At 72.7% G+C, this 17,885-nt stretch carries 13 protein-coding genes and 2 pseudogenes; 9 read left to right on the plus strand and 6 right to left on the minus strand.

Annotated elements, in window-relative coordinates; translation table 11 throughout:
• The 5 genes from IF09_RS0115755 to IF09_RS0115775 form a co-directional block, all read right to left on the minus strand.
• A complete protein-coding gene (locus tag IF09_RS0115755; protein ID WP_030296085.1) occupies positions 1-1,257 on the minus strand; it encodes a nucleotide sugar dehydrogenase in 1,257 nt (418 codons plus the stop codon).
• Positions 1,257-2,051, minus strand: a complete 795-nt coding sequence (locus tag IF09_RS0115760; protein ID WP_030296087.1) for a WecB/TagA/CpsF family glycosyltransferase — start codon at positions 2,049-2,051, stop codon at positions 1,257-1,259. The genes IF09_RS0115755 and IF09_RS0115760 overlap by 1 nt, the downstream gene beginning before the upstream one ends.
• A complete protein-coding gene (locus IF09_RS0115765; RefSeq protein WP_030296089.1) occupies positions 2,048-3,235 on the minus strand; it encodes a hypothetical protein in 1,188 nt (395 codons plus the stop codon). Before IF09_RS0115765 ends, IF09_RS0115760 begins: the two co-directional genes overlap by 4 nt.
• A gap of 428 nt (positions 3,236-3,663) precedes the next feature.
• A complete protein-coding gene (locus IF09_RS0115770; protein WP_030296091.1) occupies positions 3,664-4,263 on the minus strand; it encodes an acyltransferase in 600 nt (199 codons plus the stop codon).
• Between the two features lie 88 nt (positions 4,264-4,351).
• Positions 4,352-5,809, minus strand: coding sequence for an alpha/beta hydrolase family protein (locus IF09_RS0115775; protein WP_030296098.1), 1,458 nt, complete (start codon positions 5,807-5,809; stop codon positions 4,352-4,354).
• A gap of 458 nt (positions 5,810-6,267) precedes the next feature.
• Here IF09_RS0115775 and IF09_RS41750 point away from each other — a divergent pair, with 458 nt between their 5' ends.
• The 9 genes and pseudogenes from IF09_RS41750 to IF09_RS0115820 all read left to right on the plus strand — a co-directional run bounded on the left by IF09_RS41750 (position 6,268) and on the right by IF09_RS0115820 (position 15,328).
• Positions 6,268-6,945: a class I SAM-dependent methyltransferase gene (locus tag IF09_RS41750; RefSeq protein ID WP_158709983.1), complete on the plus strand. Its 678-nt coding sequence runs from the start codon at positions 6,268-6,270 to the stop codon at positions 6,943-6,945.
• 143 nt (positions 6,946-7,088) lie between these two features.
• Positions 7,089-8,020 (plus strand): annotated as a pseudogene (locus tag IF09_RS40280) (aminoglycoside phosphotransferase family protein).
• Between the two features lie 192 nt (positions 8,021-8,212).
• Complete coding sequence (locus IF09_RS0115795) at positions 8,213-9,676, plus strand: hypothetical protein (RefSeq protein WP_030296102.1); 1,464 nt, start codon at positions 8,213-8,215, stop codon at positions 9,674-9,676.
• 67 nt (positions 9,677-9,743) lie between these two features.
• Positions 9,744-11,009, plus strand: a complete 1,266-nt coding sequence (locus IF09_RS0115800) for an AAA family ATPase (protein WP_030296104.1) — start codon at positions 9,744-9,746, stop codon at positions 11,007-11,009.
• Positions 11,006-12,238, plus strand: coding sequence for a DUF2201 family putative metallopeptidase (locus IF09_RS0115805; RefSeq protein WP_030296106.1), 1,233 nt, complete (start codon positions 11,006-11,008; stop codon positions 12,236-12,238). The genes IF09_RS0115800 and IF09_RS0115805 overlap by 4 nt, the downstream gene beginning before the upstream one ends.
• A 42-nt stretch (positions 12,239-12,280) precedes the next feature.
• Positions 12,281-12,814, plus strand: coding sequence for an AAA family ATPase (locus IF09_RS0115810; RefSeq protein ID WP_030296108.1), 534 nt, complete (start codon positions 12,281-12,283; stop codon positions 12,812-12,814).
• A gap of 189 nt (positions 12,815-13,003) precedes the next feature.
• Complete coding sequence (locus tag IF09_RS0115815) at positions 13,004-13,648, plus strand: phosphatase PAP2 family protein (RefSeq protein WP_051832494.1); 645 nt, start codon at positions 13,004-13,006, stop codon at positions 13,646-13,648.
• 255 nt (positions 13,649-13,903) lie between these two features.
• Positions 13,904-14,065 (plus strand): annotated as a pseudogene (locus IF09_RS43030) (iron transporter); the annotation flags it as partial.
• A gap of 87 nt (positions 14,066-14,152) precedes the next feature.
• Positions 14,153-15,328, plus strand: coding sequence for a GDSL-type esterase/lipase family protein (locus tag IF09_RS0115820; protein ID WP_030296110.1), 1,176 nt, complete (start codon positions 14,153-14,155; stop codon positions 15,326-15,328).
• A gap of 246 nt (positions 15,329-15,574) precedes the next feature.
• Here IF09_RS0115820 and IF09_RS0115830 read toward each other — a convergent pair whose 3' ends face one another.
• Positions 15,575-17,872 carry an immune inhibitor A domain-containing protein gene (locus IF09_RS0115830; RefSeq protein ID WP_030296111.1) on the minus strand — a complete coding sequence of 766 codons (2,298 nt, stop codon included), beginning with the start codon at positions 17,870-17,872 and terminating at the stop codon, positions 15,575-15,577.
• Positions 17,873-17,885 lie beyond the last annotated feature (13 nt).

Here is a 17,885-nt window from a genome sequence, read left to right on the forward strand (position 1 = left end):
TCAGAGCACCTCCACGGCGGGACCGGAGACCCGGTTGCGGCAGTCCAGTACGAAGGAGGCGTGCTCGGTGATCATCGCGTAGTCGAAGGCGTCGTGGTCGGTGAGCAGGACGACCACGTCGGCGGAGGCCAGCTCCTTGCGCGTCGGCTCGACCCGCACGAGGCGGGCGTCGGCCTTGAGGCCCTCCACCACGTGGGGGTCGGCCGCGCGCACCCTGGCGCCCATGTCGAGCAGCAGCTGGGAGATGCGTACCGCCGGCGACTCCCGTGCGTCGCCGGTGTTCTTCTTGTACGCCAGCCCCAGCAGCAGGATCCGGGAGCCGTTGACCGATCGGCGCTTGGCGTTGAGCGCGTCGATGACGCGGCGCGCCACGTACTCGGGCATGTGGCTGTTGATGTCGTTGGCCAGCTCGACGAAGCGGAAGTTCTGGCCGAGTTCGCGCTGTACCCGCCAGGACAGGTACGACGGGTCGATCGGCAGGCAGTGTCCGCCGACCCCGGGCCCGGGGGTGAACTTCATGAAGCCGAACGGCTTGCTGGACGCCGCCTCGATGGCCTGCCACACGTCGATGTCGAGGTGGCGGGCGAACATGGCTATCTCGTTGACCAGGGCGATGTTCACGTGCCGGAAGGTGTTCTCCAGCAGCTTCGCCAGCTCGGCCTCCTTGGGCGAGCGCACCGGCACCGTCTTGTCGACGAGGCCTCCGTAGAAGGCCTCGACCGCCTTGAGCGAGGCGGCGTCCACACCGGAGACGACCTTGGGCGTCTGCTGGAAGCCCCAGACGGTGTTGCCGGGGTCGATCCGCTCCGGGCTGTAGCCGAGGTGGAAGTCGGCTCCGGCGGTGAGGCCGGATCCGTCCTCCAGGATCGGGCCGAACAGCTCCTCGGTGGTGCCCGGGTAGGTGGTGGACTCCAGGACGACGGTCGCGCCGGGCCGCAGGAAGCGGGCCAGGGTGTGCGCCGACTCCTCGATGTAGCGCAGGTCGGGGGCGCCGTCCTGTAACGGGGTCGGGACGGTGACCACCGCGATGTCGAAGCCGCCGCAGTCGCGGGCGAGTTCACTGGGCTGGTAGGCGCCGCGCTCCAGCGCCCGGGTCAGCCGTTCGGAGGAGACGTCCTCCACGTACGACTCGCCGGCGGCGAGGCTCTTGACCCGCCGGGCGTCCACGTCGTACCCGACCACCTGGTGTCCGACCTCGGCGGCCCTGATGGCCAGCGGGAGGCCTACGTATCCCTGTCCCACGACGACGACGCGCATCAGTGACTCCTGTTCGCGGAACCGGCAGACGGTACGGCAGACGGTGTGCGGCGGATGAGTTCCCGGGCCGTCATGAGGAGGAAGGCCGTGTTGGTGGTGAGGTAGCGCTTGCCGAGGCGGCGCGGCTCCTGCAGGGCCCGGTAGAACCACTCGAGGCCCATGCGCTGCCAGACCGCGGGAGCCCGCTTGGTGATGCCGGCCAGGATGTCGAAGGAGCCTCCGACGCCGTGCACCACGTGGGCGCCGGTGCGCTTGCCGTACCCCGCGGTGAAGATCTCCTTCTTGGGCGAGGTCATGCCGAGGAACAGCAGATGGGCGCCGCTCTCCGCGACGGCGTCGGCGACCTCGGCCTGGTCGGCGTCGTCGAAGTAGCCGTTGCGGCTCCCGGCCACGCGCAGTGCCGGGAAGCGCTCGGCGATCCGCCCGAGCATCAGGTCCAGTACGTCCTGCCGGGCGCCGAGCAGGTAGACGGGGACGTCCGCGCTCTCGGCGGCGGCCAGCAGCCGCATGAACAGGTCGATCCCCGCGACCCGTTCGGGCAGCCGGACGCCGAGGACGCGGCCTGCCCACACCACGGCCTGGCCGTCGGCGAGGACGAGGTCGCAGCCGGAGACCGCCGCCGCGAGGCGGGGGTCCCGGCGCATGTTGACCAGCTTGGCGGCGTTGACCATGCCGATCTCGATCTGCTCGCCGCGCTTCACCGCGTCGAGGCAGCGTCGTACGGTCTCGTCCATGGTCAGGGCGTCGAGCCTGACCCCGAAGAGGGCCGGGCGGGACGGTCGGTGAGCAGTCATCTGTGCAACCCCCCGAGCCAGGCGTGGAGCAGCCAGCCGAACTCGTACGGCCTGCACTCGCGGTCGATCACGACGGGGCGGAAGATCCGGTCGAGCGGAGCCAGCCGCGCCTGGGGGGCCACCTTCGTGGTGACTCCGCGGGCGGCGCGGACGGCCTTGGCCGGGTCGCCGCGGTACACCTTGCGCCAGGTGACCCCGTACTTCTCGAGGATCACGGGCTCGCGCGGGGTGCCGTCGGGCCCGCTGATCTCGGGCACCTCCGTCATCCAGCGCAGACCCCGGCGGATGGCGGCGCCGAAATCGGTGCCCCCGGCGTCGGCGAGGTCGAAGAGGGCGGTCGGGGCCATGGCGTGCTGGTGCACGCTGTAGACGGGGTAGCCCTCCACCACACCGCCGGTGCGGGCGTCGTAGTGCCACCACCACTGTCCGCCGTCCCCCTGGAGTGCGCAGATCCGGGCGGCGCAGGCGTCGGCGGCCGCGAGGGCCACCGGGTCCGGGCCGCTCGCATGGAGCCGGGCCAGCGCCTGGAGCGGATACGTCTGGTCGGCGAAGCAGGTGACGTGGGAGCGGTATCCGGGGACCAGCCCCGGTCCGGTGGCGTGCGGGAACAGCGGACTGCCCACCGCCCGGGCCGCAAGCAGCCGGTCGCGGGCGACCGCCAGGCGGTGCTCCACGTCCGCCGACGTACGGGCCGCGGCGAGGGCGGAGAGCACCCATGCCGCCTCGACGGTGTACTGCGGCCGTCCGGGGACGTCCAGCGCGGCCATCCGCGCGAGGGCGTCCGCCAGCTTCGGGTGGCCGGTCTCGGCGGCGGTCCAGGCGATGAGAGCCGCGTCCCCGAGGTTCGTCACCACGGGCAGCCGCTCCACCAGCAGTCCCGCGTACTCCTCGACGCTGTGTCCGCCGAACAGGGTGCGCTGGCGCTCCTCGGGCAGGAACCGCGCCCCCAGCGCGGTGATGGCCGCGTACCGGGTACTGGTTCCGCGCCCCTCCATCCGGCGGACGCCGTCGGAGGTGACCGTCCCCGCCCGGGTGAACACGAAGGTGTCGGAGCCCGGCAGGTACATGTCGGGCAGTCCCGCCTCGGCCAGCGCGAGCAGCCGCTCGGCGAGCGCGTGCAGCGACGGGTCCTCGAGGGCCAGTGCTTCTAATCGTGCTGCTCGTGCTGCTCGTGCTGCGGTCACCGGGTCCCCACCCCGGTTCCCTGTGTGCTGCGCGCACCTCGTATGTCCGAGCTGTACGGCTCCAACACACCCACCCCCTCTGATCGCTCCTCGGACAGACCTGGCGGTCGTCGTTCCGCGGAGGGGACTGCGCATGACGGCGCACGTGCCGGCGGTGTGTTTCCCCCGATGGCACGGACCGTCCGGGGCCGCCCACTGGATCCCCCCAGCGATGCCCCGGACCGGAGCACGCGCGAACGGCAGCGTCGGGCGGGCGCGATGATGCGCCGTCCGTCACCTGGTCCGCGATGCCCTCGTCGTGTACAACCCCCCACTGAACAAAGCCTGTTGCCTGCTCAGATCCCGTGTACAGGGACAAGGTATGCCCAAGGGTGTTCGTTGATTGCGGTTTTGAGGAAATGCCGCCGACCCAAATTGCCGACGTGCCGTCAGGTCCGTTCGACCAGGGTTTCGTCCTTCTCCTCGTGCAGCGCACCGGTGCGCGGGCACTCCCACACGCCCGGTTCGCCCGCGCGCTCCACCAGGCGGACCCCGGCCCGGCCCACCCAGCCGATGCGGCGGGCCGGTACCCCTGCGACCAGTGCGAAGTCCGGTACGTCCCGGGACACCACGGCGCCTGCCGCGACCAGCGCCCAGCGACCGATGCGCACCCCGGCCACACACACGGAACGGGCCCCCAGGGAGGCCCCTTCGGCGACCACGACACCGGCTGCCTCCCAGTCGCCGCCGCGCTTCTGCCGGCCGTCGGGGTGGACGGCCCGCGGAGAGAAATCGTTGGTGAGCACGGCGGCCGGGCCGATGAACACCCCGTCGCCGAGTTCGGCGGGCTCGTAGACGAGTGCGTAGTTCTGCAGCTTCACGTTGTCGCCGATCCGTACGCCGGGTCCGACGTACGCCCCCCGCCCCACGATGCAGTCGCGCCCGAGCCGCGCGTCCTCCCGTACCTGGGCCAGATCCCAGATCGTGGTCCCGTCCCCGAGTTCGGCCGTCTCGTCGACCTGAGAGGAGGGTTGAATACGGACACTCACGCGGCGGTCCCCTTACGGCTGGAGGTACTGACGTAAGGGGGGAGCATATGTGCCGCGCGTAAGGCCCGCCGGGAGATCAACGGACTGTTCAGGCAGTGGACTTGGGGCCCCCGCCCGGGCGGTGGACGACGAGGGTGCCGTACGCGGACAGGGCTGTGGCCGGGTCGCCGGCGGTGTGGCGCAGGGTGCTGTCGAGGAAGGCGAGGCTCGCGGCGGCGGTGATGCGTGGGCCCGCTGTGCGGTCCAGGGAGCCGACGAGCGAGGGGAGGGGCGGCAGGTAGAGGGGTGCGTCCGTGAAGGTGAGGTGTGCGGCTCCGGGGACGGTGAGGCGGTAGCTCGTGGCGGTGCCGAGGTCGAGGACACGGGTGAGGCGCGGGAGGTAATCCGGGTCGGTGTCCGGGCCGATGGCCTGGGTGAGTGCGAGTACCGGCTGGGGGAAGGGCTGCGGCGCCGGGTCGTGGGGAGCGCCGTCCAGGTCGATGACGGCGGCGAACCGGGGGTCCTGGCGGGCCGCCTGCAGGGCCGCGGCGCCGCCGAGGGAGTGGCCGGCTGCGACGACGCGGCCGGTGTCGAGGTGTCCGGTGAGCGGTCCGGCGATCTCGCCGCTGTGGATGCGGCCCAGCTGGGTGCGTATGAAGCTGAGATCCGCGGCGCGGACCGCCGTCCAGCCGGCCGCCCGCTTCTCGTCCTCGGCGTCGTCGCCGGTCGCCGAGACGTTCGTACGGATCGTGCGGCCCTCGGTGAGCACGACGGCGGCGGAGTCGTAGGGGTGGTCGAGGCCGACGACGACGTAGCCGTGGCCGGCCAGTTCCTCTGCCCAGGCCGTGTTCTGCGTACGGACCCCGCCCAGGCCCGGGGAGAACAGCACGACGGGGAACCCTTCTCCGCCGCCGGCCACGGGTACGTCGAACGCCGCCTGCGTGTGGGCGCGCGGGAGGGCGTCCAGCAGGATGCGGGGGAGACCGGCGTAGTCCGCGAGGGCGTCGGAGACCACGCGCGCCTCGTGTGCGGTGCGTCCGAGGTACTGGGCGCGGCCGGTCCCCGCGGTGTCCTTCCGGGCCGGGTACCAGAACTGGGCGACGACCGTACGCCGGTCCTCGGGTGCGGCGGTGGCGGTCTCGGGGCGCTCGGGGTCGGTCAGCTCCAGCACGGTGGTGCCGACCGCGAACGATCCGGTCGGCTCGGGGAACGCCGGGGTGGGCAGGGCCCAGACCGCTGCCGGGCCCACGGCGATCAGTGCAAGGCACACCACCGATCCCGGGAGCGCCAGCCACCACGGAGCCCTGCGCGCCGCCCGCCCGGTACGCCCTCGCAGCAGCGGCGACAGGGCGAAGGGGAGGGCGACCGCCGCGCCGGCCAGCACCGGCACCATCTGCCAGCGCAGCCCGATCACGCCGAGCACCGCCCCGGCCCCCACGGCGACCGCCGGAGCGGCGACGGTGACCGGTCTGCGGAGCCCGGGCGGAAGCCACCGCGCCAGGACCAGCACGACTGCTCCCAGCACCAGGAGGGCTTCCCAGAGGGACATCTGGACGTATGTGCTCATCGCCTTCACGTCGCCATCGTCAAGGCGCTCGGGCGCCGTGGCGTCACCCTCGGGTCGGGTCGGTCCTGCGACCTGAGTCGCATCGACCGCTCTCCGGAAGTTCTCTTGTCATATGCCTGTCGCGTTGCGCGTACCCGCGCATATGGTGTGGCTCCGGACCATCCCGGGCACACGGCCCTCCCGCACTCCCCACGGGAGGGCCGTAGCGCGGCGCGTCACCAGCGGCGTACCCGGGTCAAGCCCGTGAAGCTGTCGGGCACGGTGACCGTGCGGGACCCACCCGCGGTCCTCGTCCCTGCACCGATGCTGCCGCTGCCGGCCCGAGTGGTGCCGGCGATGAGGCTGGGCAGCATCCCCACCGAGCGGACTTCGTACACTGCCGACGCGACGAGACGTCCGGCACCTCGGACCCCGTACGCAGGTGCAAGGTGTGCTCGCCCACCGAGGAGGTACCAACCGTGGACCGGACCACACGCGGCGGTCATGACGCGGCGTTGAACGCCCGGACGTGGGACGCCATCGTCAGCAGCCGGCCCCCGACGCCCAGGCGGTTGGACTGGCTGTTCCGTCCGGCCCCGGGACCGGGGCCGGAACTCCTCGGTGACGTACGAGGCGCCATGGTCGCCGAGCTCGGCTGCGGGCAGGGCCGGCACCTGGCGGGCCTGGCCGGGTGCGGGATCGCCCGAGGCTTCGGCATCGACGTGTCGCCGGTCCGCCTCGGTGACGCCGCGTTCACGTTCGCCGACGTGGACCAGGTCGAGTGGTGGCTCGGGGATGCGGTCACCGCGGCCGCGCACCTGCCCGACCTCGACATCGCGTACTCCGTCTTCGGAGCCATGTGGTTCGCAGATCCGCAAGACCTGCTGCCCGTCCTCGCCCACCGCATCCGCCTCGGCGGTCGCCTCGTCTTCTCGTGCCTCACCCGGTCGCCGGGGATGCCGGAGGGGCGCCGGCGGATGCTCGTACGCACAGGTCCCGCCCGGTCCCTGTGGACCGTCCGGCACATGTACTCCGTATCCGGCTGGGTGCGCCTCCTCGCCGAGCACGGCTTCACCACGGATCGGGCCATCCGGCCCACGGATCCGGTGAACGCCTTCTGGGGAACGTGCGTCTTCGTGGCACACCGGTCCCGGTGAGAGCCGGCCGTCGGAGGGTGTGACATCCGCCGTCCACGGTGAGCACATCGCCGTTGGTGTAGCCGGCCTTCGCGAGGTGGAGCACGGCGTGTGCCTCCTGCGGGCGATGCGACTCGGGGCGGGGCCGGCGGTAAGGTGCCCGGGTGATCGCGATGCCGGAGGAGTTCGCGCGGAGCACGGTCGAGCGCGATGGCGATGCCGGGGTGAAGTGGCTCGCCGAACTGCCCCGGATCGTGGATGAGTTGCTGGGGCGCTGGGGCTGCGTGCCGGACGGGGAGGTCATGCACGGGGGCGTTGGCGTCATCGTTCCGGTGCAACGGCGGGCTGAGGGCACCGCTGTGCTCAAGGTGTCTTTTCCGCACCCCGGCAACGTGCATGAGCCGGACGCGTTCGCCGCGTGGGGTGGGCGCGGGGCCGTCGTGCTGTACGAGCGCGACGACGAGCAGTTCGCGATGTTGCCGGAACGTATCCAGGCGTCGACCTTGGCGGAGATCGACGACGGCGACGAGGTGGTGACGGTCGCCGGGCGGCTCAATCGCCGCCTGGCCGTCCCCGCACCCTCCGGCCTGCCTCGGCTGCAAGAGCAGGCCGACGCCTGGGAGGAGCAGCTGCGCAAGGATGCCGAGGAGCTGGCTCACACCCTGCGGGATCACGTGGTGGACGCCGCCGTGGCGACCGTTCGCGAGCTGGGCCGGGCCCAGCCGGACACCCTCATCCACGGCGACCTCCATGCCCGGAACATCCTGCGCGCCGACCGCGAGCCGTGGCTGGCCGTCGATCCCAAGGGTTACGTGGGAGACCCCGCCTACGACGGCGGCACACTGCTCAAGTCACGTGCCCTGGCGCTCCTTGAAGCGGATGACCCGCGCAAGGCCGTCCATCGCGTCTTGGACGTCTTCGCCGAGGCCGCGGAACTCGACCGGGAGCGCGTCCAGCGCTGGTCCCAGTTCCATGCCGTCCAGGCCGCGTTCTGGGGCGCCGCCACGGTTTTCGGGTCGCCCGCAGCGGACCGCGACTGGACTGGCTCACCGAATTCGTGGACGGGCTTGCGGAGTTGCTTACGGGACGGCCGTGAACCGTGATGGGGCATCCACCCCCTGGGCGCGCAGCACATCCGCTCGTGCAGGATGCGGCCCACGTGGCGCGCTGAGCGGTACGGCCCTGAGAAAAACACCTGGCAGACCAGGGCGAGGGCCCGTATGGTCATCGCGATGACGACCCACACCGCTCACAGAATGGGGGTCCCGTCCGCGCAAGGTGAGTGCTGATGGCCACTCACACCGCGAACGAGGAATCCCCTCTCTCCCTCTGGCACCTCTCCCTCTGGCTGCGCGTGCGCGAGTTCGCCGTGCCGCCGTCCATGATCGAGACTGCGACCGCCCGCCGCCTTGCCGGCGACTGGGCCGGGGCATGTGCTGCCGCAGGCATCGATGTCGATCTCAACCTGCGTTCCACGGCGCGTACCCACGGGCGCGAACTCGCGGCCCGAATCCGGGCCGATCTCCGCAACCTGGTCCCCGACCTGCTGCGCTGGCACATGCCCAGGATCGCTCCCGACGGACTGCTGCGCCCGGGCCTGACCCTCTCCCTGGCCCGGTACGACACTCCCGGTTCCGTCGGCGCACGCCCGGTGCACCTCGTGGCCCGGACGCCGCCGGCGTGGGCGGACGCCGGTCAGCGGATCAGCCTCGCGCTCTGGGACGGATCTCACCGCGAGGCAGCCGCCCGCCGGCATCCGCATCCCCACCCCCACCCCCGGTTCCGCCTCGACCTGCACCGCCACCTGTGGGACGCCCGCCGGACCGATGAGCTCCGCATCCGGTCAGGGGCCGCCCCCCTGCCCGCCGACGCCACCCCCGCAACGGACCCGGACGTGCTCGGGCTCCTGCCGCAGGGGCGCCGCTGTGCCGTCGACCGGTGGGCGGCCGAGGCGGGGATCCTGCTCCGGGCCGACGGGTGTTCCACCCGTACCTTCACAGTACGGCTCGGGTCCCGGCAGAGGCTGGACCTGGACCTGGGCCCGGACCTGGGCCTCGTCGCGGACAGGGACGGCAGCGGCGGCCGGGACGACAGCGCCGCCAACAAGCCGCCCGCGCTACGAATCCCGGCGGCGTCCACGCACCCTGGCGCCCGCCCGCCCCCGGTCCTGCCCGACGCGGCGACCTGGCTCCTTCCCGACCTGGAACTGCTCCGCACCGGTTCGATCGACGCCGACCGGCTGCACCCGCTGGTCGCGTCGGCACTCGTACCGGATCACGCGCCGACCGGCCCGTCCCGGGTCCCGCAACGCAGCGGCCGACCGCACCTCGTCGAGTGTCGTGGGGCCCGGCACCGGATCGGGCTGGTCGACGGGGTACTGGCCCCGCTCGATCACGACCCGGCCGAGATCCGCCGGGAGGAACTGCTGGTTGCCCTGACCGGCACTCCGCTGCCCTGTCTGCAGGCGATCGACGAGGCACACCGGCGTCCGGACTGCCTCACCGGCGTACGCGAACGCCTGGACCACGGCGACACCGCCGGTGCGCTGGCCGTCGTCGAGAGCCTGCTGGGCCCCGACGCACTGCTGCGCGACGGCGCCCTCCGGGACGAGCTGGAGGCGGCCGCGCGGCAGCGGATCACGTACGGGCTGTTCAGGGCCGGCCTGACCGGCCCCGGGCCCGGCCGCATCCGCCCGGGCCCCGGCCGCCCCCGCGGGCACCGCTCGCATCCCCGCCATACGGCAGGCCGCTGACCCGGCGACCGCACTGCGCACCCGCCGTTCCCCCAGCGCACCACGAACCTACGAAAGGTGATCGAACATGCCCGCATACGCCCCGTTCGCCGTACGCAGCACCCCCACCGACCCCACCGACGACGTCCCCCAGCTCGACGTCGCCGGCGAGCTGCTGACCCTGCTCCGCGACACCACGACCGAACCTCGCCCGGACACCCAACTCGAGGCCCTGACCCTCGCCGTGGCCGCCGACCTGCCCGTACTGCTGTGGGGCGAGCCGGGAATCGGCAAGACCGCGGCCCTCACCCAGCTCGCCGCGTCGCTGGACCTTCCCCTGACCACCGTGATCGCCAGCGTCCACGAGCCGTCCGATTTCTCGGGCCTGCCCATCATCGGGGACGACCCCGCGGCACAGGGCGTTCCGATGGCCCCGCCGGACTGGGCCGTACGTCTCGTACGAGCCGGCCGGGGGCTGCTGTTCCTGGACGAGCTGTCCACCGCACCGCCGGCCGTCCAAGCCGCCCTGCTCCGCCTCGTCCTCGAGCGGCGGATCGGCGCCCTCCAACTGCCGCCCGGGGTCCGGATCGTGGCCGCGGCCAATCCGCGGTCCTCGGCGGCCGACGGCTGGGAGCTGAGCCCGCCGCTGGCGAACCGTTTCGTCCACCTCCAGTGGACCCACGACCACGACGTCGTCGTACGCGGCCTCGGCGGGACGTGGCCCCGGGCCACACTGCCACGGCTCGACCCTTCGATGCTGCCGCGGGCCGTGGACTTCGCCCGCCGCGCGGTGTGCGGGCTCCTCGCCGCGCGCCCCGGGCTCGTACACCGGCTGCCCAGTGGTGAAACCCGCCGGGGCGGCCCCTGGCCGTCACCTCGCAGCTGGGAGATGACCCTGAGCCTGATCGCCTTCGCGACCGCCGCCGGCTCCTCCCGGGACGTACTGTCCCTGCTGGTCAGGGGCACGGTGGGGGACGGCCCCGGGCTGGAGCTGCTGGCGAGCCTGGACCGGATGGACCTCCCCGACCCCGAGGTCCTGCTCGCCGATCCGGCGGGCGCGGTCCTGCCCGAGCGGGGTGATCTGCGCCAAGCCGTACTCGACGGCGTGGTGGAAGCGGTCCGCAAGCGCCCGGACAGGACCCGCTGGGACGCGGCATGGGCGCTCCTGGTCCGGGCGCTGGAGACGGGAGCCCCGGACCTGGTGGTCGTCCCCGCGTCCACGCTCGCCTCGCTGCGCCGCGAGGAGTGGGACGTACCGGCCGCGATCGAACGGCTCGCCGGAGCGGTGTCCCTCTCCCGACGGGCGGACCAGGCGGCCGCCCGGGCCGCCGCGGGCACGAAGGGCCGACGATGACCGGGGCGGCACCGGAGGCGCTGGACCTCGACAAGCTCTTCGCCGCCCGGCTGCACGCCGCCCGGGTCCGGCCCTACTTGGCGACCGCGCTGTTCGCCCTGCACACCGTCGAGTCTCGGCGGGTACCGACGATGGCCGTCGACCGGCACTGGCGGTGCTACGTCTCACCCGCGTTCGTGGACCGCATGCCGGTGGAGGAACTCGCCGGGGTGTGGGTGCACGAGGTGTCGCACCTGCTGCGCGACCACCACGGCCGTAGCGACCGGGTCGCCCGGGAACGCGGACTGACCGGCCCGGGGGAGCGGCTGCGGATGAACATCGCCGCGGACTGCGAGATCAACGACGACGTCTTCGGCGACGGGCTGGTCCGGCCGGAAGACGCGGTCGATCCGCTGTCCTTGGGGCTGTCCGAGGGGCAGCTCATGGAGGACTACCTGCGCCAGTTCACGCTCGGGCCCCGTACGCAGCACATGGCCTGGCTGGACTGCGGCAGCGGCGTCGACGGACTGGAACGGGAATGGGACCTCGGGGAGGACGGCGCGCACGGACTCAGCGAGCAGGAGCGGGACGCGGTGCGGTTCCGGGTGGCGCAAGGCATCAGGGGCCGCCCGGGAAGTGCCTCGAAGGGGTGGAAGCGCTGGGCGGAGGAAGCCTTCCACCCGCCGCAGCCGTGGCGGGAGTTGCTGGGAGCGGCGGTCCGTTCGGCGGCCTCCGGTTCCGGCGCGGGCGAGGACTACTCGTACGGCCGCCCGTCGCGGCGCTCGGCCGGGCTGCCCGGCACCGTTCTGCCGAGCCTGCGGCGCAGGCCGCCCCGGGTCTCCGTGGTCATCGACACCTCCGCCTCCGTCAGCGACGCCGAGCTGGGCAGCGCGCTCCTGGAGGTCGCCGCGATCAGCCGTGCCGTGGGCGGCCGTCGGGACCTGGTCACCGTGGTGGCGTGCGACGCGGCGGCCCGCATCGCCCATCCCCTGTGCCGTGCCGAGGGAATCGCGCTGGTGGGGGGTGGGGGTACGGATCTGCGCAGCGGCTTCGCGAAGGCCCTCCGGGCGGGAGCCCGGCCGGACGTCATCGTGGTCCTGACGGACGGGCAGACCCCCTGGCCGAGTACACGACCGGCGTGCCGGACGGTGGTCGGCCTCTTTCCCCGGCACCAGTCGTGGGACGAGGACGACCCCGAATACGTGCCGGACTCGCCGCCCGCGTGGGCCCGCGTGGTCGCCATCGGATAGCGCCGCTTGCGATCGCCGTGGTTTGGTAGCGTCCCCCAGATGATGGTGGGCACCGCACAGACCCGGCTGATCGTGCTGCGAGGCAACTCGGCGTCGGGGAAGTCGACCGTCGCCGCGGGGATCCGGGAACGGTTCGGCCGTGGCGTGGCCCTGGTTGGGCAGGACAATCTGCGCCGGGTCGTGCTGCGTGAACGCGACCGGCCCGCGGCCGCGAACATCGGCCTCATCGACGTCGTCGCCCGCTACTCGCTCGACGCCGGCTACCACGTCGTCCTCGAGGGGATCCTCTACACCGAGCACTACGGGGCCATGCTGCACCGGCTGCGCGAGGAACACCGCGGGCCGACCCACGGCTACTACCTGGACGTCCCCTTCCACGAGACCCTGGCCCGGCACGCCACCAAGCCCCAGGCGGGCGAGTACGGGGAGAACGAGATGCGCGACTGGTACCGGCCGCTCGACCTGCTGCCCGGACCCGTCGAGACGGTCATCGACGCCGACAGCTCCCTGTCGGACACCGTCGACCGCATCATGCGCGACACGGGGCTCGCTGGTCTTCCGGCCCTCGAGCCCTGACCTCGCGTACGGTCGGGGGCTGCCTCACCCTGGGCCGGTCCGGTTCGTGTCGGCCGGGGAATACTGCGTACCTCGATCGTCTACAGTTCCGTAGACGGGCTCTCACCCCTTCACCGCACGGGAGTTGTTCCCCATGGCAGCCGCTCTCTCGGGCGCCACGCCGCGGCCGCGGCCGCGGATCGCCTCCTGATGAAGACCGGCCAGGCGCCGTCGCCGACCCGTTGGGCCTTGGCCGCAGTGCTGTGCGCCGCACTGTTCGCACTGCTCACCGCCCTGGTCGTGGCCCGGCACGGCACCCCGTACGCCCTCGACGAGAGCTGGCACCGGTGGTCGGTGCAGCACCGCTCCTCCTTCCCGGTGGCCCTTGCACGCGGCTTCACGGCAACCGGCAGCGGTCCCGTCCCGTACGCGTGCGCCGTCGCCGCCGGGCTCATCGCGGGCCGGGGTTCCCGCGGCCGGGTGATGACTGCCGCGGGCGCGCTCGGCTTTCTGGTGCTCGTCCAGGTCGTGCGCCACGCCGTCCTCTACGGCGTGGCGCGGCCGCGTCCGCCCCTCGCCGACTGGGCCGTGCTCGCCACGTGGTCCGCCTTCCCCTCGGGCCACGCCACCACCTCGGTGATCGTGGCCGGGCTGCTGGGCTGGGCCGCATGGCGTACGGCGACTCCGGCCACCGCCCGGTTCTGCTGGGCCCTGGCGGCCTGCTGGGCCATCTCCGTCGGCCTGTCCCGGATCTACCTCGGGGTGCACTGGCCCACGGACGTGCTCGGCGGCTGGCTCTACGCCCTGACGTGGCTGACCGCCGCAAGGGCTTTGGCCGCGGCGAAACGTATGTGACATCAGGCTGTTGCCGCCGCCGCAGGCGCCGCGGTAGACGGCCGTGTCGTCTGCCATCACTGCGGTCTGTCGCGGCCCTGCCGCCTTGCCCTCCCCGGGAGCACCTGAGTCCGACCTTCCCGCCCGGCGTTCGCCAGGACGCGGTCCGGCGCTGGGCGCCGCCGTGGCCGGCGGTACCGTCGCGGTCCTCCACGGCAGGTCCGCCCCCGGCAGCCCCGGCACGGGCGGCTCCGCCGTGCCGTCCCACGGCAAGCACTCGTCGTCGCGGCGGGCGTCCTCGCGTACGGGTTCCACGACCTCCAGGAGGCCGTCTTCCTCCCCGGCCTGCACACCCTCGCCTTCGACATCAGCGCCGCCGTCCCGGCCGACAGCCGGTACGGGACCCTCCTCAAGGGCGTGTTCAACTCCCAGCCCGACCGAGTGTGCCCGGACCGCTCCACCTCGGCCGGCCGAACCGGCACAAACTGATGTGCGGATCCGGTGTCAGGTTGACAGGCTGAGATCATGGACGATCTGACCACCACACCCCTCAGCGCGGAACTCCTGCGCGGCGCCCTCGACCTGGAGCGCACCGAGCACGGTCTGCTCCCGCACCGGCTGCCGGCCCGGGCCCGCGCCCAGTGCACCGACGGGCAGCTGGCCATGGCGGAGGCCCAGCCCTCCGGTGTGCGGCTGGTGTTCCGCACCCGGGCCACCGTCGTTGAGCTGGACACGCTCCGGACGAAGCCGGCCTACGCGGGCGCACCGCCCCGCCCCGACGGCGTGTACGACCTCCTGGTCGACGGCCGCCTGGCCGGGCAGTCCGGTGTGACCGGCGGCAACGTCCTCATGGTCGACATGGCCACCGGGTCCGCGGAGACCCGCCCCGGGCCGGTCGGCACGGTACGGTTCACCGGTCTGCCCGACCGGCCGAAGGACGTCGAGATCTGGCTGCCGTACAACGAGATCACCGAGCTCGTCGCCCTGCGCACGGACGCCCCCGTCGAGCCCGTACCCCAGGGGAGCCGCAGGGTGTGGCTGCACCACGGCAGTTCGATCAGCCACGGCTCGGACGCCGCGAGCCCCTCCACGACCTGGCCGGCACTGGCCGCCTCGCTCGGCGGTGTGGAGCTGGTCAACCTGGGGCTGGGCGGCAGCGCCCTGCTGGATCCGTTCACCGCCCGGGCGATGCGGGACACATCCGCGGACCTGATCAGCGTCAAGATCGGCCTCAACCTGGTCAACATGGACCTGATGCGTCTGCGCGCGTTCACCCCCGCGGTGCACGGCTTCCTCGACACCGTCCGCGAGGGGCATCCCACCACGCCGCTGCTGGTGGTCTCGCCCATCCTGTGCCCCATCCACGAGGACACCCCCGGCCCCACCGCGCCGGACTTCAGCACCCTCGGAGCCGGGAGGCTGCAGTTCCGGGCCGCGGGAGACCCCGCCGAGCGTGTCACCGGGAAGCTGACGCTCAACGTCATCCGCGAGGAGCTGGCCCGCATCGTGGAACAACGGGCGGCCGACGACCACCACCTGCACTACGCCGACGGCCGCGAGCTGTACGGCGAGGCGGACTTCGCCGACCTCCCGCTGCCCGACCAACTCCACCCGGACGCCGCCACCCACCGCCGCATGGGCGGCCGCTTCGCCGAACTGGCCTTCGGCACCGGCGGCCCTTTCACCGCCCGCGGCGACTGAGTCACCGCCCGGCTGCCGGAGCCGGCACCAGCCGCGGCCGGCGCTCCCAGGCGGCCGAGCGCTGGTCAGGAGCAGGGGCGGCCGGTCCGGAACGTGGTGGTGGCCGTGGCCGTGGCGATTGCGGCGGCGAGCAGGTGCTGCTCCATCCGGTGCAGAAGCTGGTGCTGCGCTTCCGCGCGCTGTCGGAGCCTCGCTCCGGTCCTCTCGGCGCCCCAACGCCGAGAGGACCGGTCCTGCGGCCGTGCGTCAGGGGGACGGGCTGACCTGGACCGTGGTCAGGGCGCCCCCGGAAGCCTCCTTCACCACGGCGATCCGGGTCCCGGTGTCCGGTACCTTCACGCCCACCTGCGGCAGGTCGGCGTTCCAGTAGCCGCCCCGCCGGTCGTCGAAGACCGGGACACCCGGCCGCGCCGGAATGAGCACCGGTACGCCCGCCTTGTGCAGCACGATCTCGTCGCTCGGGCGCGTCGAGAACGTCGCGTCGAAGGTCTGCGCCCGTGCGTTGAGCAGCGTCCCGTCGGCGTTGCGCAGCGGCTCCGGTCGCGCGTCGACGGGGAGCAGCATCCCCGCGCCCGGGTGCGCCTTCGTGGTGTTGTCGCTGTACGCCGTGTCCCACAGCCAGATGAGCACACCCTGCTGGTACGGGTAGAACTCCACCGAGTCGTTCCCGGCGCCGAAGTTGTACGGGCCGGTCTTGAGGTAGGCCCCGTACCCGGTGTAGCGCCGGTTCTCGACCAGGTACGCCCGCGGGTGCTCCGCGGTGCCCGTACGGCCCTGCGTACGGGACCACTTCAGCGCGTTCCAGCCGTTCGAGCCCTGCTCGGCGCCGTCGCGCAGCACCTCCCGCTCACCCGCCGTGATCCGGATGTCGTCGAACGTGACGCCCTTGCCGTGCGTGTTGCCGTCCGAGGTCACCCGGAGGCGCAGCTGGACGCTGCGTCCGGCCAACCCGTCCAGCGGCACGGCGAGTTCGGTCCAGCCGCTCGAGGTGCCGGAGATCCCCTTCGCCGGGATCGCCGCGCCGCCGACCGTGCCCGGCAGCGGCGACCAGCTCGTGCCGCCGTCCGTCGAGGCCTCCACGGTCAGGAAGTCGAAGTCCTGCTCGATGTCGTACCAGACCCGGGCGTCGAGCCGGGCCGGCTGCCCCGCGCCCGAGAGGTCGGCCGTCCGGGTCAGGGTGTTGTCCATGAAGTCGCCGGTGCCGCTCCACCACTGGCTGGCGCCCTCGTACGGGTCGGCCAGATCGGTGCGGGTCACCGACGGCGGCAGATGCACCAACAACGCCTGTGGATCCTCGGTGTTGTAACCGGATACCCCGAGCACGGCGCGCGTCTTGCGGCCCGCGTCGGCCTCGGTGTATTCGAGCCAGCCCAGTTGCAGCTTGCTCCAGGGGTCGAGGTCGCCGGGGTAGTCGCCGGTGGTGTTCCGGCCCTTGCCGAGGTAGGAGGCCGAGGACATCAGCGACCAGAAGTTGACGCTGTTGTCCCCGTCGGAGCTGTACAGGTCGGGCAGCCCGAGGTCGTGCCCGAACTCGTGGGCGAACAGGCCGACCCCGCTGTTCTCACCGCCGGTCAGGTAGTCGCCGGCCCAGATGCCGGAGTCGCCGACCGGGGTGCCGCCCGCCTTGTTGTCCGCAGGACCCGCGCTGCCGGCCTGGTCCCAGTACGCGAACCAGCGGTGCGCCCACACGGCGTCCTTGCCCTGTTCGCCGCCGCCCCAGGTCTGGTCCTTGCCCCCGTGGACGACGACGAGGTGGTCGAGATAGCCGTCCGGCTCGTCGAAGTCGCCGTCGTGGTCGGCGTCGTAGCGGTCCCATACGTCGTACTCGGCCAGCTGGGCCTTGATCTGCTCCGGGGTACGGCCCTTGGCGCGCTCGGTGTGGTACCAGGCGTTGGTGGCGTCGCGTACGAGGTCCCAGTTGGTGCGGCACTGGCCGGGCTCGGAGCAGTTGTCGGTCCCGTACCGGGCTTCGTTCCACGGCAGCCGTACCCAGTCGCTGACCTGGCCGTCCATGTCGTAGCGGCCGGAGGACTGCAGCCGGTAGTAGTTGCGGAGGGTGACGGCGCCGGGGTCGGTGCCGAAGAACTGCTGCTGGTAGTAGGCCTGGCTGAAGTCCTTGCGCCACAGGGTGTGGTTGTCGCTCTTCGCGGGCTTGCCGATGGTGTTGTGGCGGGGGCCCGGCGTGCCGCCGAAGCGCGGCTTGCCCTCGAACTCGGTGGTCGTGTCGACCTGATCGCCGAACTCGGCGAGGATCACGAAGACCTTGTCCTTGCGCTCCTGGGCGAGTTCGACGTACCGCTTGCCGACCGCGGCCCGGCGGGGGAGCGTGCCGTCCGCCTCCGCCGCGGTGGCGCCGGAGGCGACGCCCTCGAGCGCCTGACGGCGCAGGGTCTGGCGCTGGAGCTCCAGCGGGGCGGGCGGCGGGGCGGGAGAGAGTTCGGGGGCCGGCCGCGCCGCGGGGGGCGGCGGGGCGGGCGCGGCGAGCGCGGGGGTGGCGAGGAGGGCGAGGGATATCGCCGCTACCACCGCGGGGAGTCTGCGCAACGTGGCTGACCTT

The organism is Streptomyces katrae, assembly GCF_000717655.1.
Lineage (GTDB): Bacteria > Actinomycetota > Actinomycetes > Streptomycetales > Streptomycetaceae > Streptomyces > Streptomyces katrae_B.